The organism is Phenylobacterium sp. NIBR 498073, assembly GCF_027286305.1.
Classification (GTDB): Bacteria; Pseudomonadota; Alphaproteobacteria; order Caulobacterales; family Caulobacteraceae; genus Phenylobacterium.
This window is the reverse complement of the sequence record NZ_CP114599.1, coordinates 2361185-2384024: the sequence shown is the minus strand read 5'-3', so window position 1 is coordinate 2384024 and position 22840 is coordinate 2361185. Positions and strand designations below refer to the sequence as shown.

Genomic DNA, 22840 nt, shown 5'->3' with positions numbered 1-22840 from the left:
CGGGTCCGCGTCTGCGGCCAAGCCGGCTAGCTCGCCAGCTGCGTCAACGCCGGAAGCGCCGTCTGGACCGCCTGGGCCGCGACCTCGCCGACGACGATCAGCACCGGGCCGTCCAGGTCGCCCGGCACGGTTTCGGCCAGGCCCCCCAGCACCCCGCTGAACAGCCGCGCTTCGGCCCGGCCGGCGTTCTCGACCGCCAGGGCCGGAGTCGCCGCGGAGCGTCCGGCCGCCAGCAGCCGGTCCCGGATCGCGCCCGCCGAGGCCCCGCCCATATAGATCGCCAAGGTCGCTTCGGGGTCCGCCGCCGCGCGCCAGTCTTCGGCCAGGCCGCCCTGATCCAGCCGCGCCGTGGTCAGCACCACCCGCCGCGCCTGGCCGCGATGGGTCAGCGGAAAGCCGAACTGTGCCGCCGCCGCCGCCGCCGCCGTTACGCCCGGGATCACCTGCGCCTCGATCCCTGCCGCCTGCAGGGCGGCCATCTCCTCGCCGACCCGGCCGAACACGGACGGATCGCCGCCCTTCAGCCGCACGACGTCCAGGCCGCGCCTGGCCAGCCGCACCATCAGCCGATTGATCGTCGCCTGAGCCATGCTGGTCCGCCCGGCCCGCTTGCCGGTCTGGATCTTCAGGCAGTTGGCCGGCGCCAGGTCGAGGATCTCCTGCGGGACCAGGGCGTCGTAGAGCAGCGCCTGGGCGGCGCCGACCGCGCGCGCGGCGCGAACCGTCAGCAGATCGGCGGCGCCGGGGCCAGCCCCGACCAGCAGGACGCGTCCAGGTTCACGCGGCATGGCGTACCTCCTTCTGGCTCTCGGTGAGAATGCGGGCGATCTCCGGGCGGCAGGACCCGCAGGACGAGCCGGCGCCGGTCGCCTCGTCGACCGCGTCGACGCTGCCGGCCCCGGCCGCGATCGCCGCGCCGATCTTGTCGGCCCGGACCCCTCGGCAGGCGCAGACCAGTGGCGCGCTCTCGACCACGCGCCCCGGCGCTCGGCCGATCAGCAGCGCGGTGCGGTCTAGCCCGCTCAGCGCCTCCTTGGCGAACAGCTCGGCCAGCCAGTCGCGTGGCGGCAGCGCCCCGTTCGTGGCCGTAAACAGCACCCGCTCCAGCCCCTCGCCGGCCAGATAGGCCTCGCGCAGACTGCCCGCGGCGGCGTCCTCGAACCGCAGCGGCTCGCCCGCCGCGCCCTTGCAGAGCGCCCGGCGCAGGGACTCGCGCTCGGCCTCATCGCCCCGCCCGGCGAACTCGTGCAACTGGCAGCCAAGCTGCGGGATCCGCCGCCAGACCAGGTCCTGGCCGCTGGGAGCCGACCAGGTCTCGCGGGCGATGAAGAACCCACGCCACGTCTCACGATAGGGGCGCACCCGGGCGGGCGTGTGCTTGAACTCCGGCTGTCCCGACTGCGGGTCCACGGCTGCGGCGACCAGGGCGTTGGCCCGCGCGCTCGGCGCGAACGCCTGGGTCCAGTGCATCGGCATGAAGATCGCGCCGGGTCGCTGGCGGTCGGTGACCTTGGCCAGGGCGACCGCCTCGCCCTGCGCGGTCTGCACTCGCGCCAGCGCGCCCTCGACCACGCCCAGCGGCCCTGCGTCGGTCGGATGGATCTCGACATACGGCTCGGGCGTATGGCGGCAGAGATCGGGTGCCAGGCCGGTGCGCGTCAGGGTGTGCCAGTGGTCGCGGACCCGGCCTGTGTTGAGCGCGAGCGGATACGACGGGTCCAGGGCCTGCGCCGGGCCCTTGGCCTGGGTCACCACCATCCGCGCCCGGCCGTCAGGGGTCTGGAACATGCCGTCGGCGAACAGTCGGGCCGTGCCGCCCTGGGCGGTCACCGGCCACTGCACCGGCTCCAGCGCCTCGTAGCCCTCGGGCGTCAGCGCCGCCAGCGGCCCGAACGACAGCATCCGGCCGTGGTTCTCATAGTTGGTCAGCCGCGCCCACTCACGGAACACCTGGGCGGGCGTGCGCCAGTCGAAGGCCTCGCGATGGCCCATAGCCACGGCCACGTCGGCGATGATCCGCCAGTCGGCCCGCGCCTCGCCCGGCGGATCGAACAGCCGCCGCTGGCGCGAGATCCGCCGTTCGGAGTTGGTGACCGTCCCGTCCTTCTCGCCCCAGGCCAGGGCCGGCAGCTTCACATGCGCGAACTCGGCGGTGTCGGTCTGCGCCAAGCAGTCGGAGACCACCACGAACGGGCACGCCGCCAGCGCCGCGCGGACCTTGTTGGCGTTGGGCAGGCTGACCGCCGGATTGGTCGCCATCACCCAGAGCGCCTTGATCTTGCCCTCGGCGATGGCGTCGAACATCTCGATGGCCTTCAGGCCCGGCCGCGGGGCCACGTCTTGCGCGCCCCAGAATCGGGCGACGCGGCCGCGGGCGGCGTCGTCGAAGTCCATGTGCCCGGCCAGGGTCGTGGCCATGCCGCCGGTCTCGCGCCCGCCCATGGCGTTCGGCTGGCCGGTGATCGAGAACGGGCACGCGCCAGGCTTGCCGATCCGGCCGGTGGCCAGGTGGGTGTTGATGATCGCCAGGCCCTTGGCGACGCCCTGCGTCGACTGGTTGGCGCCCATAGAGAACAGGCTGACCGTCCGCGGCGTCTGAGCGAACCAGTCGTAGAAGGTCTGCAGGTCCGCCAGCGGCACCCCGCAGTCGGCCGCCACCGCCGCTGGCGATTGGTCGTCGGCCGCGAGCGCCGCCATCACCGCGTCCAACCCTGAGACGTGGGCGGCTACATAAGCCTCATCGATCGCCCCGCGTCGGTCGAGCTCTGCCAGCAGGCCGTTCCACAGCCGCACGTCGCTTTGCGGGGCCAGCGCCAGGTGCAGGTCGGCGACCTCGGCGGTGTCCGTACGGCGCGGATCGATGACCACGTGCCGCTGGCCGCGCGCGCGGGCCTGCTCCATGCGCCGGAACAGCACCGGATGGGTCCAGGCCGCGTTGTGGCCGGAGAACACCACCAAGTCGGCCAGCTCCAGGTCATCATAGCAGCCGGGCACCAGGTCGGCGCCGAACGCCTGCTTGTGGGCGACGACCGCCGAGGCCATGCAGAGCCGCGAATTCGTGTCGATGTTGCCCGAGCCGATGAAGCCCTTCATCAGCTTATTGGCGGCGTAATAGTCCTCGGTCAGCAGCTGGCCCGAGACGTAGAAGGCGACCGAGTCCGGCCCGTGCCGGGCGATCGTCTCCTTGAAGCGACGCGCGACCAGGGCGGTGGCCTCGTCCCAGCTCGCCGTCCGCCGGCCGATCATGGGCGTGAGCAGCCGCCCTTCCAGCCCGACTGTCGCGCCGAGCGCCGAGCCCTTCGAGCACAGTCGCCCGAAGTTCGACGGGTGGGCCGGATCGCCCGCCACCTCCAGCCCCCGCCCCTCGGCCCGGCCGGCGACGCCGCAGCCGACGCCGCAATAGGGGCAAGCCGTGCGCACCGCGCCCCCAGCCATGACCTCAGCTCCGTCCCAGCAGCAGGCGCCCGTCGCGGACCTCGAGCGGCACGACCGGCGTGCAGCCCTTGCCGCGGTCAGCGCCCGTCGGCTCCCCGCTGGCCAGGTCGATCGACCAGTTGTGCAGCGGACAGGCCACCGCGTGGCCATGGACGATGCCTTGGCTGAGCGGCCCGCCCTTGTGCGGGCAGGCGTCCTTAAGGGCGAACACCTTGCCGTCGCCGGTCCGGAAGATGGCGATGTCGCCGTCCGGCGTCGGCACCCGGCGTGCGCCGCGCAGCGGGATGTCGGTGACCGCGCCGACATCGGTCCAGGCGATCGGGTCTTTCACCAGCACGTTCATGACGGCGCGAACTCCATACGGCGGCTGAGGGGGTTGAACTCTTCGGCATGGCGCCCGGCGACGCGCTCGGCCCAGGGGTCGATGCGCGAGAACCGCTGCGAATAGGAGAACCGGTCGTAGAGCGCCTTGCGGGCCTGCGGTTCCTCGACCTGCGCCTTGATGCTCTCCAGCCCGACGCGGGCCATCCACTTGTAGATCCGCTCCAGGTACCAGCCGTTCTCGCGGTAGAGCTGGGTCACGGCGCAAATGGTCCACACCGCCTCGTCCTCGCTGGCGACCTTGGTCAGCAGCTCCGTTCCCTGGATATGCAGACCCGCCGCGCCGCCGACATGGATCTCATAGCCGCTGTCGACGCAGATCACGCCGATGTCCTTGCAGGTCGCCTCGGCGCAGTTGCGCGGGCAGCCGGAGACCGCCAGCTTGACCTTGGCCGGGGCCCAGGAGCCCCACATGAACTTCTCCAGCCGCACGCCCAGGCCCGTGGAGTCCTGGGTTCCGAACCGGCACCAGTCCGAGCCGACACAGGTCTTCACGGTGCGCAGACCCTTGGCGTAGGCGTGGCCGCTGACCATGCCGGCCGCGTTGAGGTCGGCCCAGACCGCTGGCAGGTCGTCCTTCTTGACGCCCAGCAGGTCGATGCGCTGACCGCCGGTGACCTTGACCGCCGGCACGTCGAACTTCTCGACCACGTCGGCGATGGCGCGCAGCTCGGCGGCGCTGGTCATGCCGCCCCACATCCGCGGCACGACCGAATAGGTCCCGTCCTTCTGGATGTTCGCGTGGGCGCGCTCGTTGATGAACCGCGACTGCTTGTCGTCGCGATATTCGCCCGGCCAGGCGCACAGCAGGTAGTAGTTCAGCGCCGGCCGGCACGAGGCGCAGCCGTCGGGCGTCGTCCATTCCAGCCCCTGCATGGCCGCCGGGATCGACTTCAGGCCCTCGGCCACGATGCGGCGGCGCACCTCGTCGTGGCCCCTGGGTGTGCAGCCGCACACGGGCTTGGGTCCGGTCTGCACCTGGAAGCCGTCGCCCAGGGTCAGCTTCAGCAGCTTTTCGACCAGCGGCGTGCAGGAACCGCACGATGCCGACGCCTTGGTGACGGCGCGCACCGAGTCCAGGGTCGAAAGGCCCTGCCCGGTGATCGCGCCGGTGATCTCGCCCTTGCAGACGCCGTTGCAGCCGCAGACCTCGGCCTCGTCGACCATGGCGGCAACGGCGGCGCTAGGGTCCAGGCCCCGAAGGCCCTCCGTCACGCCCTGGCCGAAGATCAGAGTCTCGCGGATGTCGGCGACTTGCGCCCCCGACTTCATCAGATCGAGGTACCAAGGCCCGTCGGCGGCGTCGCCGAACAGCACCGCGCCGGCGACCTTGCCGTCCTCCAGCACGACGCGCTTGTAGACCCCGCGCCCCGCGTCGCGGAACACGATGTCCTCGCACCCAGCCCCGCCGCCGAACTTGCCGGCCGAGAACACGTCGACGCCCGAGACCTTCAGCCGTGTCGAGAGCACTGAGCCCTCGTAGGCTCCCTCGCCCTGGGTCAGGGTCTGGCCCAGCGCCTTGCACATCTCCCAGATCGGCGCGACCAAGCCGTAGCACTGGCCCCGGTGCTCGGCGCATTCGCCGACCGCCAGGATGGCCGGATCGGAGGTGCGCATGGCGTCGTCGACGACCACGCCGCGCCCGATCTCCAGTCCGCAGTCCCGCGCCAGCGCCGTGTTCGGGCGTATGCCGACCGCCATCACCAGGATGTCGCACGGCAGCACCCGGCCGTCCTTGAGCTTCAGACCGGCGACCTTGCCGTCCTGGCCGACGATCTCCTCCGACTGCGCGCCCAGGACCGTCTCGACCCCGCGCTGGGCCATGGCCTCGACCAGCAGGAATCCGGCGGAGGCGTCCAGCTGGCGCTCCATCAGCACGTCCATCAGGTGGATGACGGTCGCCGCCATGCCGCGGCGCACCAGCCCGTAAGCCGCCTCGATCCCCAGCAGCCCGCCGCCGATCACAACGGCCTTAGCACCCGGCGTGGCGGCTGCGGCGACCATGGCCTCTACGTCGTCCAGGTCGCGGAACGTGACCACGCCCTCAAGGTCCGCCCCCGGCAGCGGCAGCCGCACCGGGTCCGACCCCATGGCCAGCAGCAGCCGGTCGTAGGGCTCGGCCAGGCCGGAGGCGGTGCGCACGACCTTGGCCTCGCGGTCGATCTGCGTCACCGCGTGGCCGGCGTGCAGGGCGATGCCGTTGTCGCGGTACCAGGCCTCGTCGTTGAGGACGATGTCCTCGAAAGCCTTCTCCCCGGCCAGCACCGGCGAGAGCATGATCCGGTCGTAGTTCACCCGCGGCTCGGCGCCGAAGATGGTGATCTCGTAGCGGTCGGGGTCGCGCCTGAGCACTTCCTGCACCGCCCGGCAGCCGGCCATGCCGTTGCCGATGACGACGAGCTTTTCCTTGGACATCACTTGCTCCCGATCAGAGACGAAGCTGGGCGCCGGCGGCCTGCGCGCCCCAGGTCTGGCGCCAGCGCGCCTTGACCCCGGTCAGGCAGGCCAGGGCCAGCAGGGCGAGGCCCGCGAAGGCCAGCAGGCCGGGCTGGTAGCTGCCGGTCGCCTGCTTGGCCCAGCCGAGGCTGGCGGCGAGGTAGAAGCCGCCAATGCCGCCGGTCATGCCGACCAGGCCGGTGACGACGCCGATCTCCTTGCCGAACCGCTGCGGCGCGAGCTGGAACACCGCGCCGTTGCCGGCCCCCAGCGCCATCATGCTGAACATCAACACGGCCAGCGCGACGTAGGGGTTGGCGGCTTCAAAGCTGGCCAGGGTTAGACCGACGGCGGCCAGCATGTAGACCACGGTCAGGGTTCGGACCCCGCCGAAGCGGTCGGCCAGCGCCCCGCCCACCGGCCGGATGAACGAGCCGGCGAACACGCAGGCGGCGGTGAAGAACCCGGCGGTCACGGCCGACAGCCCGTACTCGGAGTTGAAGTAGATGGTCAGCGAGGACGAGAGGCCGACGAAGCCGCCGAAGGTCACCCCGTAGAGCAGCATCAGCCACCAGGCGTCGGCGGTGCGCAGCACGCCCAGATACTCCGACAGCGGCTTGGGCGGCGGACGGTTCGGGGCGTCCTTGGCGAAGATCAGGTAGACCACGAAGGCGACGGCGAGCGGCAGCACGGCCAGGCCGATGACGTTGGTCCAGCCGAAGGTCTGGGCCAGGCCCGGCGCGAACAGCGCCGCCAGGGCGGTGCCCGAGTTGCCGGCCCCGGCGATGCCCAGGGCCAGCCCCTGGTGTTCCGGCGGATACCAGCGCGAGGCCAGCGGCAGGGCGACGGCAAACGAGGCTCCCGCCACGCCCAGCACGACGCCCAACATCAGCACCTGGTTGTAGTTGTTGATCCCCAGGAACCAGGCCAGGCCGAGCCCAGCCATGACGATGACCTGGCCGATCAGGCCGGTGCGTTTGGGACCGATGTGGTCGACCATGACCCCGGCGATCAGCCGCAGGATGGCGCCCGAAAGCACCGGCACGGCGACCATCAGTCCCTTCTGGCCGGCGTCGAGATGCAGGGTCTTGGAGATCGCGACGCCCAACGGCCCCAGGATCACCCAGACCATGAAGCTGAGGTCGAAATAGAGGAACGCCGAAAACAGGGTCGGCGTGTGGCCCGACTTGAAGAATGAACGGCTCAGCATGGCTGAATGGCCCCGTGCAGGAATGGACGGAAGCGGCGGCGTCGCCGGTGGCGGACCCGCCCGTCATCGGGCGGTTTCCAGAGGCCGCGAACGCCGTTGTCCTGAGGCCGAGGCCAGGAGACCCCCGGCCGGCTGAACCGTCATCTGCAAATCAAGGGCTGACCGAGAGGTCTTTGTTGCAGTGCAAAAACTTGGCGCCCGACGGACCCCATGATCGGATTTTAGGCGATCTGCCCCGCGCGGGCCGCCTCGTAGAGGTCAAGCCGATAGACCTGGCCGGCCACCGACGAAGCCTCGGCGTCGGCCGCCACCTGGCCCCAGCGGGCCATCTGGCCCAGCAACCAGGCCGCCTGGGCCGGGCGCGGCGCGTTGGCCCCGTCGCGATGGAAGATCACATCGTCGAGGCTGGCGGCGATCGCCGCACGCGGCGCATCAACATAGGCCGTCCCGGCCAGCAGGCTCGACAGCTCGCCGCGATGTTCAGGAGTGTCGCACCAGGCCGCCGCTGCGATGAGCGCCCGCAGCAGCCGGGTGAGGATCTCGCCGTTTTCCTGCGCCCACTCTTGGGTGACGCCGAGCACCTTGTCAGGCGCGCGCCCCCAGAGTTGCGAGGCACGAACCGCGACGCGTCCGGCGCCCGATGCGACGGCCACGCTGCTCCACGGCTCGCCCGCGCTGAACCCCTCGATCACCCCGTCGGCGAGCAGCTCGGCCATGCGCGAGGGCGCCGCGACGGTCAGCCGGATGTCGCTGTCCGGATCGACGCCCGCCGCCGCGAGCCAGTCGCGCAGCAGGTAGTTGTGCACCGAGTACGGATAGACGACCGCGAAGGTCAGCGGACTGGCCCCCTCCTTGCGCCGTCGCGCGATCAGCTTGGCCAGAGCCACGGCCTCGCCGTTCTCGCCCGGAGCGGCAGTCAGCCGCGTCGACAGCGTCACCGCCGCGCCGTTCAGGTTCAGGGCCATCGGGGCGATCATCGGGGTCGGTTCGCTACCCGCGCCGACGGTGGCGGCCAGCGCCAGCGGCGCCAGCATGTGAGCGCCGTCCAGGGCCCCGACGGCGACCTTGTCGCGGATCGTCGCCCACGAGACCTCGCGGCTCAGCTCGACCTTCAGGCCCTCCGCTTCAAAAAACCCGCGCTCCCTCGCCACGACCAGCGGCGCGCTGTCGGTCAGGGGCACGAAGCCCAGCCGCAGGACCTCGCTCCGGCTCATCCGCCGTCTCCCTTCAGCACGCCCGCGAAGGCCAGCAGGTCGGCCGCCACCGCCCCCAGCGGCCGGCCAGTGTCCATGGAAAGTTTGCGCAACAACTTGTAGGCCGCGTCTTCTTCCAGGCCCCGCTCTTTCATCAGCAAGGCCTTGGCGCGCTCGATGCTCTTGCGTGACGCCAGATCCGCCTTGGCGCGCTCCAGGTCCTGACGCAGTTGGCTCATCAGCTGGAAGCGGGTCATCGCCACTTCCAGGATCGCCCTGACGCGGCCGACCGCGAGGCCGTCGACGATGTAGGCCGCCACCCCGGCCCGCACCGCCTCCTCCGCCAGACCAGGCTCGGAGCGATCGACGAACATCACCACGGGGCGCGGGTTGGCCAGGCTCGTCTCGCGCAGGCTCTCCAGGGTGTCGCGATCGGGGCTGTCGGCGGCGACCACGACCACATCGGGTCCGAAGCGCGCGGCCTCCGCCTCGTCGAACACCGCCGCGCGCCGCACCTCCAACGGCTCCACGCCGGCCAGGCCCTCGGCGACGAGGGCGGCTCGGGCGGGATCGGGATCGATGACGAGCACGCGCATGCTGCTGGACTAAGGTCGCCGCGGGGGCCTTGAGCAGGGGGCGAGCGGCGCCCCTGCCCTCGACAGCGCCGAAACGCCCAAGGATCGGTCAGCCGGCGCCCGAATTCTCGGCGGAATCGTCCGGCGGCATGCACGCCAGCAGGGCGTCGCGCTCGTCTAACGTGTTCGCCCCGCGGATTCGCGCCGTGACGTGCGGCGGACAGGTCAGCCGGACCAATCCGGCGCGCTCGACCAGGCGGGCCAGCGGCCATCCGGCCTCGGCGTCCGCCGGCAGCGCCGAGAGGCTCGCCACCAGCGGCAGGTGCAGTCCCTCATAGGCCGCCCCCGGCTCGGCCGCCTCGATCAACGGAGCGAGGTCCTCGGCCTGCAGGGTCGGCGCGTCGACGGCCAGGACCAGGATCCGAAGACAGCCGGCCTGACGCAGCGCGGCCGCGCCGGCCAGCACCCCGCCGACCGGCCCGCCCAGCGGCGGCTCGTCACGCACATGCGGCAGGTCGTGCGCGTCGCCGCCGACCGTGATCACCGGCTTGGCCCCGACCGCGGCCGACAGGGCGGCGACTCGCTCGACCGCGGGGACGCCAGCCCAGAGCTGCGCGGCCTTGTCGGCGCCCATCCGTGTGGAGGCGCCGCCGGTCAGGATCATCGCCCCGAGCGACGACCTCATCGCGCTCGCGGCGCTAGCCGCACTTGACCTCTTTCACGACCCCGGTGGCCGCGTCGTAGAGGAAGTTCAGGCGGCGGGGATTGAAGTCCATGGTCATCGGGCAGGTCGTGCAGGCCACCCGCTGCAGATTCGGCAGCACCGGGACCGGGATTTCTGTGCGGGGGCGCCCGACGTACTTCTGCGCCTCGGCCGCGCCGCATTGGTCAGGCTCCTTCGGCGGCTGCGGCGCGGGGGCGGGCGCGGGCTTCGGCGGGGCCGGCGGCGGCACCGGCGGGCTGTCGGCGCAGGCCGACAGGGCGATCAGCGACGCGCCAAGGATGATGAACTTCTTCATGCCTGTTTCTCCCATCCCCGTTCCTGTTGCTTCCAGTAGACCGCCGGATGCCCCTTGGCCTTCACCGCTTTCCACTGGCTGCGGGCGAACGCCAGCTGAGCCTCGTCACGCCCGTCGAAGACGATCATGCATCGGGCGTATCCGGCAAGGTCCCCCGGCTCGGCCCCGTCGACGACGAACAGCACGTCGGCTGAGTTGGGGTTGTCCATAGCCAGGGTCAGCAGGATCGGCTGGCGCGCCTTCAGCGGCTCGTCGGCAGTCCCGTGCGGCAGGAAGCTGTCGTCGCGATAGGACCACAGCCATCCATCCAGGTGCTCGATCCTGTCCGGCTCGCGCGTACGCACGATCGCCTTCCAGCCGCGCCCCAGAGTGCGCTCGAGCAGGTCGGGCAGCACCTGGTCCAGCCCGGATCGCTCCAGGTGGTAGAACCAGACCTCGCAGGGCGCTTCGCTCACGCGCCCGCCTTCAGTCCCAGGAGCCGGGTCAGGGCCAGCATGGCGTTGGCGACCTCCGTCGGGTGCGTGGCCATCGACAGGTGATGCAGGTCGCGCCGCAGGGTCGGCCAACCGAGCCGCCGCGCCTCGCCCGCCTCGCGTTCGTAGGCCTTCGAAAGCCGCAGGAAGCCCCAGCCGACGTCGCTCGGCAAGTCGATCTGCGGGGCGTGTTCCTCGAACCAGGCCAGCGGCGTGGCCGCCAACTCGCTGACGAAGCGCTCGCGGACCTGCCCTTCCGGCAGCAGGCTCTCCAGCGCGCCTGGAGGAAACCACTGATCCCAGGCGGGGATCATCCCGTCCTGCGCCTTGGCCTTAAGGCTCGCCACCAGCCCGTCCCCTGCCGTGTCGAACCAGCAGCGGCCCGGATGGGGCGGAATCGCATCGACATAGAGCACCCCGCGAACCTGGCCCTCGGTCGCCGCCACGACCGACGGCGCCAGGCCGCCGGCCGCTGAGTGCACGGTCAGCACGAACGGTCCGCCCTGGCTCAGCACCTGGGCGGCCACGGCCCGCGCGGCGCTCTCGTAGTAAGGCGCGGCCAGGGCGACCATCGGGGGGATCACCGGCCGCGTCGCTTCGATCCCGCGCGAGGCCAGTTCGGCCGCAACCGGACCCCAGGCCGCCGCGCCCGTCAGAGGGCTGTGAAGCAGGATGAATCGCATGGGGTGCTTGTAGCGCATATGCGCCTAGATGCTCCCCCTCTGGGGGAGCTGTCAGCCATATGGCTGACTGAGGGGGACGTTGACTCTGCTGAGCGAGAGCAGTCCCCCTCCGTCTCGATGCTGCGCATCGATCCACCTCCCCCAGAAGGGGAGGATCTGATCGAGCCTCAACCCTCGTACTTGTCCTGAACCATGCGGTTCAGCAGCCGCACGCCGAAGCCGGTCGCGCCGTCCGGGATGGTCGGGACGGTCGAGGGCTTCTTCCAGGCGGTGGAGGCGATATCCAGGTGCGCCCACGGCACGTTGTTGACGAAGCGCTGGATGAACAGCGCCGCCGTGATCGAACCGCCCGGACGGCCGCCGGTGTTCTTCATGTCGGCGATCATCGAGTCGATGTTCTTGTCGTACTGGGCCGGCAGCGGCATGCGCCACAGCGGCTCGCCCTCGGCGCCCGAGGCCGCCAGCAGGTTAGCCGACAGTTCGTCGTTGTTCGAGAACAGGCCGGCATAGTCGTTGCCGAGGCTGATGATGATCGCGCCGGTCAGCGTGGCCAGGTCGACCATGAACTTCGGCTTGAAGCGGTCCTGGCAGTACCAGATGGCGTCGGCCAGAACGAGGCGGCCTTCGGCGTCGGTATTGATGATCTCGATGGTCTGTCCCGACATCGAGGTGACCACGTCGCCCGGCCGCTGGGCGTTGCCGTCGGGCATGTTCTCGACCAGGCCGAGGATGCCGATGGCGTTGACCTTGGCCTTGCGGCCGGCCAGCACGTGCATGAGGCCCGCAACGGCGCCGGCGCCGCCCATGTCCCACTTCATGTCTTCCATGCCGTCGGCCGGCTTGATCGAGATGCCGCCGGTGTCGAAGCAGACGCCCTTGCCGACGAAGGCGATCGGCTGGGCCGACTTGTCGGCCGCGCCGTACCACTTGATGACCGCCAGCTGGCTCTCACGGGTGCTCCCCTGCCCGACGCCCAGCAGGCTGCCCATGCCGAGCTTTTCCATCTCGGCCTCGCCGAGGATCTCGACTTCGAGGCCCAGGCTCTCCAGCGCCTTCACGCGACGCGCGAACTCGGCGGGGTAAAGCACGTTCGGCGGCTCGGAGACCAGATCGCGCGAGAACGCCACCGCGTCGGCCAGGGCGGCGAGCGGCGCGAAGGCGGCCAGCGCCTTGTCGGCGTCCGCCGCGACGACCTGGGTCTTGGCGATCGACGGCTTCTTGTCCGCCGGCTCCTTGGTCCGGTAGCGGTCGAAGCGGTAGGCGGCGAGCCGCACGCCCAGGGCCGCATGCGCCGCCGAGCCGCCGGCCGGCAGCTCCACGCGCAGGGTCGTCAGCCCGGAAGTCTTGACCGCATTGTAGGCGCTGGCCGCTGCGTGCTCGGCGCCGACGTCGTCAAAGCCGTCCTTCTTGCCCGCGCCGACCAGCAGGATGCGGCCCGCCCCGCCCGCCGCGCCCAGCACGTCCAGGACCTGGCCCTTCGCGCCTGTGAACCGCTGCGCCGACGCCGCGCGCGCCAGGGCTCCGCCGGCCTGGGCGTCGGCCTGGCCGGCCGCGCCGTCCAGCACCGCGCCCTCGAACACCACCAAGGCCAGGGCGCTTTTTTCGGGAAGCGCCGCGCCAGCCGCGATGAACTCGATCTCCATCAGTCTCGAACTCCGAATAGAAATTGGGGCCACGCCCATCTCGCTAGCAAGCTTGGCCGTTCTTGCGGCGGTTGTGTGACGCGGCGACGCATGATTTAGAGCAGGTTCACGTCCAGGGCGCGCAAAATCCCCGGCGAACCCCACTTTTCTGCCCATGCTGCTGATCGACCGTTATTTGCTCCGCCAGCTCCTCGGACCGACCGTGCTCGCCACGGGCGCGCTGGCGGCTGTCGCCCTGCTGTCGCAGAGCCTGTCGGCGCTGGACCTCATCGTCGGCCAGCGGCAAAGCGCCGTCGTCTTCGCGAAGGTGACGCTGCTGGCCATGCCGCAGCTGATCAACATGGTGCTGCCGATCGCCGTGTTCGTCGCCGCCCTGGTGTCGCTCAATCGCCTGCACACCGAGCAGGAAATCGTAGTCTGCTTCGCCGGCGGGATGAGCCGCTGGCGGGTGATCTCGCCCGGCCTGCGGCTGGCCGCGATGATCGCATTGCTGGCCCTGGTCATGAACCTCTGGATCCAGCCGCTGGCGGCGCGCGAGATGCGCGAGACCCTGTTCGAGGTCCGCACGGACCTCGCCTCGACGCTGATCCGAGAGGGCGAGTTCACCAATCCGGCCCCCGGCCTCACCGTCTACGCCCAGTCGGTCGACGCCACCGGCCTGATCCACAACCTGTTCATCCATCAGGAAAAGGACGGCGGCGGCGCCACCACGTACACCGCCGACGAAGGCCGGCTTGAGAAGCGCAACGGCAAGCCGGTCCTGGCCATGCATCGCGGCTCCATGCAGGAGTTCGACAAGGCCGACGTCCTCAACTACCTGACCTTCGACGACTATCCGTATGAACTGGCCCCGTTCATGCGCAGCGACGAGCTGATCCACTTCAAGCCGTCGGACCGCTATCTGCACGAACTGCTGTTCCCCGACCTCACCCAGGACTGGGAAAAGCGCAACCAGCTCAAGCTGCTGGCCGAAGGTCATAACCGCATCGCCAGCCCGCTCTACAACATCGCCCTGATGGCCCTGGCCTTCGCCGCCATCATCGGCGGCGGCTTCAGCCGCATGGGCTATGGCCGGCGCATCGCGATCATGAGCGCCGTGGCGGTCGGCTTCCGCATCCTTGGCTTCGTCGTCCAGGCCGCCTCCGAAGAGGCCGCCTGGCTGAACGTCCTGCAATACGCGGTGCCGGTCGCTGCGATCTATGTCGGCCTGCGCGGCGTCTTCCGCGAAAAGGTCTCGCGTTTCATCGATATGCGCCTGAAACCTCACCGGATCAGCCGTCACGGGGAGGCCGCCGCATGATCGGCGCCGGCAAGCTCGAACGCTATGTGATGGGGCGCACCCTGGCTGGGGTCGGCGCGGCCCTGGCGGTGATCTCGGCGGTGATCATCCTGGTCTCCTTCGTCAACCTCTCGCGGGAAGTGGCTGTGCGCGCCGACGTCGGCGTCGCCCAGCTGTTCGGCCTGACCCTCCTACAGGCGCCGTCGGTAGTGCTGATGCTGCTGCCGTTCGTGTTTCTGTTCGGCGGCATCGCAGCCTATGTCGGGCTGAACCGGCGCTCGGAGCTGGTCGCCATGCGGGCGGCCGGGGTCTCGGCCTGGCGGTTCATCCTGCCGTCGGCGGCCGTGGCCTTCCTGATCGGCGTGGCCGTGGTGCTGGTGTTCAACCCGCTGGCGGCCGCCTTCAGCGCCCGGTACGAGGCCGATCGCGCCAACCTGATGGAAAACTACCTGACCGACGCGCCCAAGGAGGTCTGGCTGCGCCAGGGCGACGAACGGACCCAGATGGTCATTCACGCCAAGCAGCGAGACACCGAGCAGGGCCGCGTGCGCCTGCGCTCGGTCTCGGTCTTCGTCTACCAGAAGGACCGCGGCGGCCGCCCCGAGTTCAAGCGCCGGCTGGAAGCGGCCGAGGCCCAGCTCTATCCGGGCTACTGGAAGCTCACCGACGTGCGCGAGGCCAGCGCGGGCGAAAGCTCCGTGCGCTCCGACTCGCTGTCGATCCGCTCCACGCTCGACGCGGAATCGGCCATGGAACGGTACGCCGCGCCGGAGTCGGTGGCCTTCTGGCGTCTGCCCGACGCCATCCGCCTGACCGAGCAGGCCGGTTTCTCCGGCAACGGCTACCGGCTTCGGTTCCAGCAGTTGCTCGCCACGCCGGTGCTGTTCGCCGCCATGTCGATCCTGGCGGCGGCCTTCTCGCTGCGGCTGGCGCGGCTGGGCGGTCTGGCGGGCCTGGCCGGCGCGGGCGTCGGTCTCGGTTTCGTGGTCTTCTTCTTCAACGAGTTCTCGGGCGCGCTGGCCGGCGCCGACATCATCCCGCTGTTCGCGGCCGCCTGGGCGCCGCCGTTGGTGGCGCTGCTGTCAGGCCTTGCGCTGCTCTGCTACACCGAAGACGGTTGAATCGCCGGACTGACCGGCTATGCATCACGCTCTGGAGCATCCTTCGCCGAAACCGGCACCGGTTCGGGGCAGAACAATGCTTCAGTTCAAAGGAGTCTTGAGCGAAGCCCGATTCATCGGATCGGGCTTCGCTCTAGGGTCCGCGCGAGGGGAGTTCATGAGTCTCGGCAGGCGTTCAGCCTCAGCCAAGCGCGGCCTGCTTGCGGGCGCGGCGCTGATGGTGTTCTGCGGCGCGGCCCAGGCGCAGGAGGCGGCGCGCGCCGCCCCGCCCTCGCCCGACGGCCTGGCGCCTGGCCAGCTCTACATGGAAGCCGACCTTGTCATCCGTGACGACAAGAACAAGATCACCACGGCCAAGGGCGAGGTCGAGGTCCGCTATCAGGGCCGCACCCTGCATGCCCAGGAGCTGATCTACGACGAGGCCAAGGGCCTGATCCGGGCGCGCGGCGACACCTCGATCATCAACGCCGACGGCTCGGTGCAATACGCCGACGAGATCGTGCTCGACGACGAGATGAAGGCCGGCGTCGCGACCGGGTTCTCATCGCGCCTGCAGCAGAACGTGAAGATGGCCGCCGCCAGCGCCGTCCACCGCTCCGACACCGTCAATGAGCTGAACCGCGCGATCTACACCCCGTGCGACATCTGCGCGCCCGACACCAAGGCCGCCAAGTCGCCGACCTGGTCGATCAAGGCCGACAAGGTGGTGCAGGATAAGCAGCGCCAGCTCGTCTACTACCGGAACGCCGTTATCCAGGTGAAGGGCGTGCCGCTGATCTACCTGCCGATCTTCTGGCATCCCGACCCGCAGGCCGAGCGCAAGTCCGGCCTGATGCCGCCGGAAATATCGTTCTCGGATCGCCGCGGGGTGTCGTACGAACAGCCGTATCTCTTCGTGCTGTCGCCGTCTGCGGATTTGACGCTAAGCCCTCAAATCAACACGAAAGTTAACCCCCTACTTAATGGCAAACTGCGCAAGCGGTTCTACTCCGGCGGGCTCGAGGCGCGGTTCGGCTACACCTATGACGACGACATCGGCGCCCCCCAGGGGCAGAGCGGCGACGAGACTTCGCGCAGCTACATCCTGGCGTCCGGCGCCTTCGCCATCAACGACAAGTGGCGCTGGGGCTTCACCGCCGAACGGACCTCGGACGACCTGCTGTTCGACAAGTACGACATCGGCGGCGTCTACGAGGCGCGCGGTCCCTATGTCGCCGACGACCGCCGCCTGATCAGTCAGGTCTACACGATCCGCGAGGATCAACGCTCGTACTTCTCGGCCGCCGCCTTCACCATCCAGGGCCTGCGTCCGGACGACAACGACCGGACCTTCCCGATCGTCGCGCCGTTGATCGAATCCCGGTGGGAGGCCGAACCGGCCGTGATGGGCGGCCGCCTGCGCGTCCGCGCCAGCGCCGTGGCCCTGACCCGTGATCAGTCTCCGCTGAACGCGCCGCCGCAGCGCCTCGACGGCCTCGACAGCGCCCGCGCCACCGGCGAGGTCGACTGGCGCACGACCTTCGTCACCAAGGCCGGCATCGTGGTGTCGCCCTACGTGCAGGCCCGGGTCGACGCCTACTCGATCGACGACAACCTGCAGGGCATGGTGTCGAACGGCTCGCGCTCGGACAGCCTGATGCGCGGCCTGGGCGTCGCCGGCGCTGATGTCAGCTATCCTTTCTTCAAGCGTTACAAGAGCTTCACGGCAGTTCTTGAGCCGATCGTTCAGGTTGCGCTTTCACCCGATGTCAAACAGGTCGTGCTCGGCTATGACGCCTCGGGCGCGCCGGTCTATCTCAACGAGGACAGCCTCGCCTTCGAGTTCGACGAGACGAACCTCTTCCGTCCGAACAAGTTCCCCGGCTACGACCTCTACGAAGACGGGCTGCGGGCCAATGTCGGTGGACGGGCCTCGATCCTGTGGGACGACGGCCGGCGCGCCAGCCTGCTGATCGGCCGCTCGCTGCGCACGGAGGACAACGACGTCTTTTCCGCGGCCAGCGGCCTGCGCTCCCAGTCGTCCGACTGGATCGTCGCGGCCTCGGCCGAGCCGGTCCGCGGGCTGTCCCTGTTCACCCGCGCCCGGCTTGATTCCGAGGATTTCGACATCGCCCGCGCCGAGGCCGGGGCCAACGTCAATTCCAAGTGGGGCTTCGGCTACGTCCGATATCTGCGCGATCGCTCCAGCCCGGTCGCCACCGACCCCAACGGCCGGGTCGAGAACTTCGATCTCGGCGGCGAGGTCTACCTGACCAAGAACTGGTCGCTAACCGCCTACGGCAACCGCGATCTGCAGGCCGACGCCTGGGTCGTCCGCGACATCGGGGTGGCCTATCGCGACGAATGCCTGCGCTTGGACGTCTACTATCGACGCGAAGACGCCATCGGTAATCGCCTGGGCGCGACGGAGTCCGTCGGGTTCCGCCTAACCCTCGCCACATTGGGCGAACCGATATATGGCAACTGACAACCGCGGCCGCCCAGAGGCGCCGCCCGCTACGGCTACGCTAAGGAAGACCTCATCCATGATCCGCGCGCGTAAAGTCACGGGCCTTGCGGCGCGCGGCGTCGCCTTGGCCGCCGCCTTCGCCGCTGCTGCGGCTCCGCAGTACGCGTTCGCTCAGGACCCCGCCGCGGCCCCGGCCGCGGCTACGCCGGCGCCCGCCGCGCCGCGCGGCCTGTCGGAATCGGTCGCCGCGGTCGTCAACGACGACATCATCTCGACCTACGATCTGGCTCAACGGATGCGGCTGCTGATCGCCACCTCGGGCATCCAGCCGACGCAGCAGAACATCGCCCAGTTCCAGCGCGAGGCCCTGGTCTCGCTGGTGGACGAGCGCCTGCAGATCCAGGAGCTCCGCCGCCAGGAGAAGGAGCAGAAGATTTCGCTCATCGCCGACTCCGCCGAGGTCGACGAAGAGCTGACCGACATGGCCCGCAACAACAACATGTCGCTCGAGCAATTCACCAATTCGCTTGCCGGCCAGGGCATCGGCGTCGCCACCCTGCGCGACCAGGTCCGCGCCCAGGTCAGCTGGCAGCGCTGGATCCGCGGCCGCTACGGCTCGCGCCTGCGGGTCGGCGAGGACCAGGTCAAGGCCGTGCAGCAGCGCATGGCCGCCGCCGCCTCCAAGCCTCAGTACCAGATCAGCGAAGTGTTCATCGACGCCAACCGCGTCGGCGGCATGGACACCGCCGTCAACGGCGCCACTCAGCTGATCGCCCAGATGCAGCAGGGCGCGCCCTTCCCGGCCGTCGCCCGCCAGTTCTCGGCCTCGGCGACCGCGGCCAACGGCGGCGACGCCGGCTGGGTGACCGCCGGCGAGATGGCCCCCGAGGTCGACGCTGCGCTCGACCAGATGCGCCCCGGCCAGCTGTCGCAGCCGATCGCCGTGCGCGACGGGGTCTATATCATCTTCCTGCGCGATAAGCGCTCGGGCGCCAGCGCCTCGGTCGTCCACCTGAAGCAGGCCGCCGTCGCGCTGCCGCAAAGCGCGACCGACGCCCAGGTCGCGGCCGCCACCGCCACGCTCGAAACCGTCCGCGGCCAGGTCACCGGCTGCGGCGACATCGAGGCCAAGGCCGGACGCGTCAACGGCGTGGTCGCCGGCGACCTCGGCGAGACCGAGATCAAGGACCTTGCGCCGGCCTTCCGCCAGGCGATCGAGAGCCTGGAGGCCGGCCAGGTCTCCGGCCCGATCCGCACCAACGCCGGCCTCCATATCCTGGCGGTCTGCAGCAAGCGGGCCGGCGGCGCCGAGAGCCTGACGACCGAGCAGATCGAGAGCCGGCTCTACGGCCAGCAGCTCAGCATGATCGCTCGTCGCTACATGCGCGACCTGCGGACGTCGGCGACGATCGAGACCCGGTGACCCCGCCCGACCAGCCGCCGCTCGCCCTGACCCTGGGCGACCCCGCCGGGGTCGGTCCGGAGATCGTCGTGAAGGCCTGGAACCAGCTGCGGCGCGAGGGCCCCGCCTTCATGGTGGTCGGCGACGCGCAATCGGTGGCTTCGGCGTCGGGCGCCAGCATGCGAACCGTCCGTCGGGTGACCACGCCCAAGGAGGCCGTCGCGGTGTTCGGCGAGGCTCTGCCGGTGTTGGACATTCCGCTGCGCAGCCCGGTCATCGCCGGTCAGCCGTCCCCGACCGCGGCGCCGGCCATCATCCGCTGGATCGAGACCGCGGTCGGGCTGGCCCTGTCGGGCGCGGTCAGCGGCGTCGTGACCGCCCCGATCGCCAAGGCGCCGCTCTACGCGGCCGGCTTCGGGTTTCCGGGTCATACCGAATTCCTCGGCGAACTGACCGCCGGCGCGGCCTATGACGGCGCGCGGGGCCCGATCATGATGCTGGCCGTACCCGGCCTGCGCACCACGCTGGTCACCGTCCACGAACCGATCTCCAAGGTCGGAGCCCTGCTTAGCGTCGAGGCGATCGTGAACGCCGGTCTCGTCACCGCCCAGGCCATGCGCCGCGACTTCGGCGTCGCCGAGCCGCGGCTGGCGGTGGCCGGGCTCAACCCCCACGCCGGCGAGGACGGGACCATCGGCCGCGAGGATGTCGAGATCATCGCGCCCGCAGTGGCGGCCCTGCGCGCCCAAGGCGTCGCCGCCAGCGGCCCGACCCCCGCCGACAGCCTGTTCCACGAGGCCGCCCGCGCCCGTTTCGACGCCGCGGTCTGCATGTACCACGACCAGGCGCTGATCCCGGTGAAGATGCTGGACTTCTGGGGCGGCGTGAACGTCACCCTCGGCCTGCCGATCGTTCGCACCTCGCCCGATCACGGCACGGCGTTCGATATCGCCGGACGCGGCCTCGCCCGTCCCGACAGCCTGATCGCAGCCATCCGTATGGCCGCCGAGATCGCAGGCCACCGCGCCGCCTGACTTGCCGACTCCCTCGGCCCGTGGCCTCTTGCCCCGTTCTTGTCCGGGGGAGTTTCCATCCATGCTCAATCGTCGCCACCTGCTCGCCGCCACGGCCAGCGCTGCGAGCCTCGGAGCTCTGCCCGCCCGCGCCAGGACCGCCGAGGCCCCGGCTCCGGCGCTCGCCCTCTACGACCAGATCTTCGAAGGCATGCTGGCCGCCGACCCGCTCAACGCCTCGGGTCTGGGCCTCGACAAGGACGCCCGCGCGCCGCTGAAGTCCCGGGTCGGCGACCGTTCCCAGGCCGGTCGGATGGGTTCGTTCCAGCCGCTGATCGACGCCCGCCCGGCGCTGAAGGCGATCGACCGCTCACAGCTCTCGGGCCGCGCCGTCACCGAGTACGACACCGTCAGCTGGTACGCCGACCGCTGCGCCGAGGGCGCGCGCTTCGCCTTCGTCGGGGTCGACTCCTATGACTATCCGGTTCCCTATGTGCTCAGCCAGCTGACCGGCTGCTACCAGAAGGTCCCCGACGCCCTCGACACCAAGCATGTGATCGAGACCAAGGCCGACGCCGACGCCTACCTCGCGCGGCTCAACGACTTCGCCAAGGCGATGAACGACGAGACCGCTCGGACCAAAGAGAACGCCGCCCAGGGCCTCGTGCCCCCGGACTTCATTCTCGACAAGGCCCTGGCCCAGATGAACGCCCTGGCCGCGCAGAAGGGCGAGACTTCGGGCCTGGCGGCCTCGCTCGGCCGCCGCGCTGCCGACAAAGGGCTGGGAACCGATTGGGGCGCCAAGGCCGCCGCCATCGTCGACGGTCCCGTCGCCCAGGCCCTTGGCCAGCAGATCGAGCTGCTGAGCGCCCAGCGCCGCACCGCCGTGCATGACGCCACCGTCTCACGCCAGCAGATCACGGCTGCCTATTACGAGTACGCGCTTCGCTTCCACACCACGACCGACCTGACGCCCGACGCCGCCCACAAGATCGGCCTGGAGCAGGTCGCCGACCTCACCGCCCGCCTCGACCCGCTGCTGAAGGCCCAGGGCCTGACCCAGGGCACGGTCGCCGCCCGCCTCGACGCCTTCGCCAAGGATCCGGCCCAGTTCTACCCGAACACCGACGCCGGCCGCGAAGCCCTACTGGCCGAGCTCAACCGCCAGATGGCCGCCGTGAAAGCCGCCGCGCCGAAGGTGTTCAACACCATCCCCAAGGGCGGGATGGAAATCCGCCGCGTGCCGCCGGCCATCGAGATCGGCGCCCCGCGCGGCTATGCCGAAAGCGGCTCGCTCGACGGCTCGCGGCCGGGCACCTACTACATCAACCTGCGCGACACGACCGAGTGGGCGAAGTGGGCGCTGCCCACCCTCACCTATCACGAGGCGGTGCCCGGCCACTTGTTCCACGGCGCCCTGGTCCAGGAGGCCGGCGCCTCTCCGATGCTGTTCAAGAACATCGGCTTCACCGCCTATGGCGAGGGCTGGGGGCTCTACGCAGAGCAGCTCGGCGACGAGCTGGGGATGTACGACGCTTATCCGGCCGGCCGCATCGGCTGGCTGCAGTCGTTCCTCTACCGCGCCGCCCGGATCGTCCTGGACACCGGCATCCACGGCAAGGGCTGGAGCCGCGAGCAGGCCATCGCCTACATGCGCGACACCGTCGGCCTGCCCATGGGCGCAGCCGAAAACGAGATCGACCGCTACGTGGTCTGGCCGGGCCAGGCCTGCGGCTACAAGATCGGCCATACGGAGATCGACCGCCTGCGCACCCGGGCCAAGTCGGCCCTCGGCCCGAAGTTCGACATCAAGGGCTTCCATGACGCGGTGCTGCTCGGCGGCTCGCTGCCGCTGGCGGTGCTGGAACGTGTGGTCGACCAGTGGACGGTGTCCCAACGCTGATGAGCGATCCGGCCGACCTCGCCCGCGAGCTGACCATCGACTTCGTCGGCGGCGCGGTCGGCCATCGCCACCGGTTCGGCGGCGGCCGGGGACAAGACCTGCCGCGCGCCGCCGGCTTCGTGAAGGGCGTCACGCCCAGCGTCGTCGACGCCACCGCGGGCCTTGGCCGCGACGCCTTCCTGCTGGCCTCGCTCGGCGCCCACGTGACGCTGATCGAACGCTCGCCGCACGTCCACGCCCGACTGGCCGCCGGACTGGAGGCCGCCGCCGCAGACCCGAAAACCGCCGAGGTCGTCGCCCGCATGACTCTGATGCACGGCGACGCGCGACTGATCCTGCCGACCCTTCGCCCCGACGTGGTCGTCGTTGACCCCATGCATCCCGAGCGCACCTCCAGCGCCCTGGTGAAGAAGGACATGCGCCTGCTGCGCGACCTCGTCGGGACCGATCCTGACCAACTCGAACTGATGCAGGCCGCCCTGGCCTGCGCCGGCAGGCGCGTCGTGCTGAAGTGGCCTCGAAAGGGCCCGCCGATGCCGGGCTTGCGCGCGCCGTCGCACCAGATCATCGGCAAGACCCTGCGCTACGACGTTTTCATGACCGCCGCCGCCTGAGATAATGACCC

At 70.2% G+C, this 22840-nt stretch carries 19 protein-coding genes; 7 read left to right on the top strand and 12 right to left on the bottom strand.

Features of this window, described 5'->3' with window-relative positions; all coding sequences use genetic code 11:
* Nucleotides 1–26 precede the first annotated feature (26 nt).
* The 12 genes from cobA to O4N75_RS11840 all read right to left on the bottom strand — a co-directional run bounded on the left by cobA (nucleotide 27) and on the right by O4N75_RS11840 (nucleotide 13048).
* The gene (gene cobA / locus O4N75_RS11895) at nucleotides 27–788 is read right to left on the bottom strand and encodes a uroporphyrinogen-III C-methyltransferase (protein ID WP_269625764.1); all 762 of its coding nucleotides are present in this window, start codon (nucleotides 786–788) and stop codon (nucleotides 27–29) included.
* Nucleotides 778–3435 (bottom strand): nitrate reductase, encoded by a 2658-nt coding sequence (locus tag O4N75_RS11890; protein ID WP_269625763.1) that lies wholly within the window; start codon nucleotides 3433–3435, stop codon nucleotides 778–780. The genes cobA and O4N75_RS11890 overlap by 11 nt, the downstream gene beginning before the upstream one ends.
* A 4-nt stretch (nucleotides 3436–3439) precedes the next feature.
* Nucleotides 3440–3778 (bottom strand): nitrite reductase small subunit NirD, encoded by a 339-nt coding sequence (nirD, locus tag O4N75_RS11885; RefSeq protein ID WP_269625762.1) that lies wholly within the window; start codon nucleotides 3776–3778, stop codon nucleotides 3440–3442.
* Entirely contained in the window at nucleotides 3775–6231 is a 2457-nt protein-coding gene (gene nirB, locus O4N75_RS11880; RefSeq protein WP_269625761.1) for a nitrite reductase large subunit NirB, read from the bottom strand. The genes nirD and nirB overlap by 4 nt, the downstream gene beginning before the upstream one ends.
* 13 nt (nucleotides 6232–6244) lie before the next feature.
* Nucleotides 6245–7462: a nitrate/nitrite transporter gene (locus tag O4N75_RS11875; protein ID WP_269625760.1), complete on the bottom strand. Its 1218-nt coding sequence runs from the start codon at nucleotides 7460–7462 to the stop codon at nucleotides 6245–6247.
* 221 nt (nucleotides 7463–7683) lie between these two features.
* A complete protein-coding gene (locus tag O4N75_RS11870) occupies nucleotides 7684–8676 on the bottom strand; it encodes a CmpA/NrtA family ABC transporter substrate-binding protein (RefSeq protein WP_269625759.1) in 993 nt (330 codons plus the stop codon).
* Entirely contained in the window at nucleotides 8673–9251 is a 579-nt protein-coding gene (locus O4N75_RS11865) for an ANTAR domain-containing protein (RefSeq protein ID WP_269625758.1), read from the bottom strand. Before O4N75_RS11865 ends, O4N75_RS11870 begins: the two co-directional genes overlap by 4 nt.
* A gap of 88 nt (nucleotides 9252–9339) precedes the next feature.
* The gene (locus O4N75_RS11860; RefSeq protein ID WP_269625757.1) at nucleotides 9340–9915 is read right to left on the bottom strand and encodes an NTP transferase domain-containing protein; all 576 of its coding nucleotides are present in this window, start codon (nucleotides 9913–9915) and stop codon (nucleotides 9340–9342) included.
* 13 nt (nucleotides 9916–9928) lie between these two features.
* Nucleotides 9929–10249, bottom strand: coding sequence for a peptidase inhibitor I78 (locus tag O4N75_RS11855; protein WP_269625756.1), 321 nt, complete (start codon nucleotides 10247–10249; stop codon nucleotides 9929–9931).
* Complete coding sequence (locus O4N75_RS11850) at nucleotides 10246–10704, bottom strand: DNA polymerase III subunit chi (RefSeq protein WP_269625755.1); 459 nt, start codon at nucleotides 10702–10704, stop codon at nucleotides 10246–10248. Before O4N75_RS11850 ends, O4N75_RS11855 begins: the two co-directional genes overlap by 4 nt.
* On the bottom strand, nucleotides 10701–11405 hold the full coding sequence (locus O4N75_RS11845) for a hypothetical protein (protein ID WP_269625754.1): 705 nt from the start codon (nucleotides 11403–11405) through the stop codon (nucleotides 10701–10703). Before O4N75_RS11845 ends, O4N75_RS11850 begins: the two co-directional genes overlap by 4 nt.
* Nucleotides 11406–11572: 167 nt before the next feature.
* Nucleotides 11573–13048, bottom strand: a complete 1476-nt coding sequence (locus O4N75_RS11840; protein WP_269625753.1) for a leucyl aminopeptidase — start codon at nucleotides 13046–13048, stop codon at nucleotides 11573–11575.
* Nucleotides 13049–13202: 154 nt separating this feature from the next.
* Between O4N75_RS11840 and lptF the strand changes: the two genes are divergently transcribed.
* The 7 genes from lptF to O4N75_RS11805 all read left to right on the top strand — a co-directional run bounded on the left by lptF (nucleotide 13203) and on the right by O4N75_RS11805 (nucleotide 22829).
* Entirely contained in the window at nucleotides 13203–14348 is a 1146-nt protein-coding gene (lptF, locus tag O4N75_RS11835; RefSeq protein WP_269625752.1) for an LPS export ABC transporter permease LptF, read from the top strand.
* Nucleotides 14345–15448, top strand: coding sequence for an LptF/LptG family permease (locus O4N75_RS11830; protein ID WP_269625751.1), 1104 nt, complete (start codon nucleotides 14345–14347; stop codon nucleotides 15446–15448). Before lptF ends, O4N75_RS11830 begins: the two co-directional genes overlap by 4 nt.
* A gap of 157 nt (nucleotides 15449–15605) precedes the next feature.
* Entirely contained in the window at nucleotides 15606–17915 is a 2310-nt protein-coding gene (locus O4N75_RS11825; protein ID WP_269625750.1) for an LPS-assembly protein LptD, read from the top strand.
* A gap of 58 nt (nucleotides 17916–17973) precedes the next feature.
* Entirely contained in the window at nucleotides 17974–19320 is a 1347-nt protein-coding gene (locus O4N75_RS11820; RefSeq protein WP_269625749.1) for a peptidylprolyl isomerase, read from the top strand.
* Nucleotides 19317–20333 (top strand): 4-hydroxythreonine-4-phosphate dehydrogenase PdxA, encoded by a 1017-nt coding sequence (pdxA, locus tag O4N75_RS11815; RefSeq protein ID WP_269625748.1) that lies wholly within the window; start codon nucleotides 19317–19319, stop codon nucleotides 20331–20333. Before O4N75_RS11820 ends, pdxA begins: the two co-directional genes overlap by 4 nt.
* A gap of 61 nt (nucleotides 20334–20394) precedes the next feature.
* Nucleotides 20395–22215, top strand: coding sequence for a DUF885 family protein (locus O4N75_RS11810; protein ID WP_269625747.1), 1821 nt, complete (start codon nucleotides 20395–20397; stop codon nucleotides 22213–22215).
* Entirely contained in the window at nucleotides 22215–22829 is a 615-nt protein-coding gene (locus O4N75_RS11805; RefSeq protein WP_269625746.1) for a class I SAM-dependent methyltransferase, read from the top strand. The genes O4N75_RS11810 and O4N75_RS11805 overlap by 1 nt, the downstream gene beginning before the upstream one ends.
* The last annotated feature ends 11 nt before the right edge of the window (nucleotides 22830–22840 follow it).

Excerpts from the sequence above, each read along its gene's own strand:
- lptF (WP_269625752.1), top strand. The coding sequence starts at position 13,203 with ATGCTGCTGATCGACCGTTATTTGCTCCGCCAGCTCCTCGGACCGACC.
- O4N75_RS11860 (WP_269625757.1), bottom strand. The coding sequence starts at position 9,915 with ATGAGGTCGTCGCTCGGGGCGATGATCCTGACCGGCGGCGCCTCCACA.
- O4N75_RS11890 (WP_269625763.1), bottom strand. The coding sequence starts at position 3,435 with ATGGCTGGGGGCGCGGTGCGCACGGCTTGCCCCTATTGCGGCGTCGGC.
- O4N75_RS11810 (WP_269625747.1), top strand. The coding sequence starts at position 20,395 with ATGCTCAATCGTCGCCACCTGCTCGCCGCCACGGCCAGCGCTGCGAGC.
- O4N75_RS11875 (WP_269625760.1), bottom strand. The coding sequence starts at position 7,462 with ATGCTGAGCCGTTCATTCTTCAAGTCGGGCCACACGCCGACCCTGTTT.
- nirB (WP_269625761.1), bottom strand. The coding sequence starts at position 6,231 with ATGTCCAAGGAAAAGCTCGTCGTCATCGGCAACGGCATGGCCGGCTGC.
- O4N75_RS11870 (WP_269625759.1), bottom strand. The coding sequence starts at position 8,676 with ATGAGCCGGAGCGAGGTCCTGCGGCTGGGCTTCGTGCCCCTGACCGAC.
- cobA (WP_269625764.1), bottom strand. The coding sequence starts at position 788 with ATGCCGCGTGAACCTGGACGCGTCCTGCTGGTCGGGGCTGGCCCCGGC.
- O4N75_RS11840 (WP_269625753.1), bottom strand. The coding sequence starts at position 13,048 with ATGGAGATCGAGTTCATCGCGGCTGGCGCGGCGCTTCCCGAAAAAAGC.
- O4N75_RS11820 (WP_269625749.1), top strand. The coding sequence starts at position 17,974 with ATGATCCGCGCGCGTAAAGTCACGGGCCTTGCGGCGCGCGGCGTCGCC.
- O4N75_RS11855 (WP_269625756.1), bottom strand. The coding sequence starts at position 10,249 with ATGAAGAAGTTCATCATCCTTGGCGCGTCGCTGATCGCCCTGTCGGCC.
- O4N75_RS11825 (WP_269625750.1), top strand. The coding sequence starts at position 15,606 with ATGAGTCTCGGCAGGCGTTCAGCCTCAGCCAAGCGCGGCCTGCTTGCG.
- O4N75_RS11830 (WP_269625751.1), top strand. The coding sequence starts at position 14,345 with ATGATCGGCGCCGGCAAGCTCGAACGCTATGTGATGGGGCGCACCCTG.
- O4N75_RS11845 (WP_269625754.1), bottom strand. The coding sequence starts at position 11,405 with ATGCGATTCATCCTGCTTCACAGCCCTCTGACGGGCGCGGCGGCCTGG.
- nirD (WP_269625762.1), bottom strand. The coding sequence starts at position 3,778 with ATGAACGTGCTGGTGAAAGACCCGATCGCCTGGACCGATGTCGGCGCG.
- O4N75_RS11865 (WP_269625758.1), bottom strand. The coding sequence starts at position 9,251 with ATGCGCGTGCTCGTCATCGATCCCGATCCCGCCCGAGCCGCCCTCGTC.
- O4N75_RS11805 (WP_269625746.1), top strand. The coding sequence starts at position 22,215 with ATGAGCGATCCGGCCGACCTCGCCCGCGAGCTGACCATCGACTTCGTC.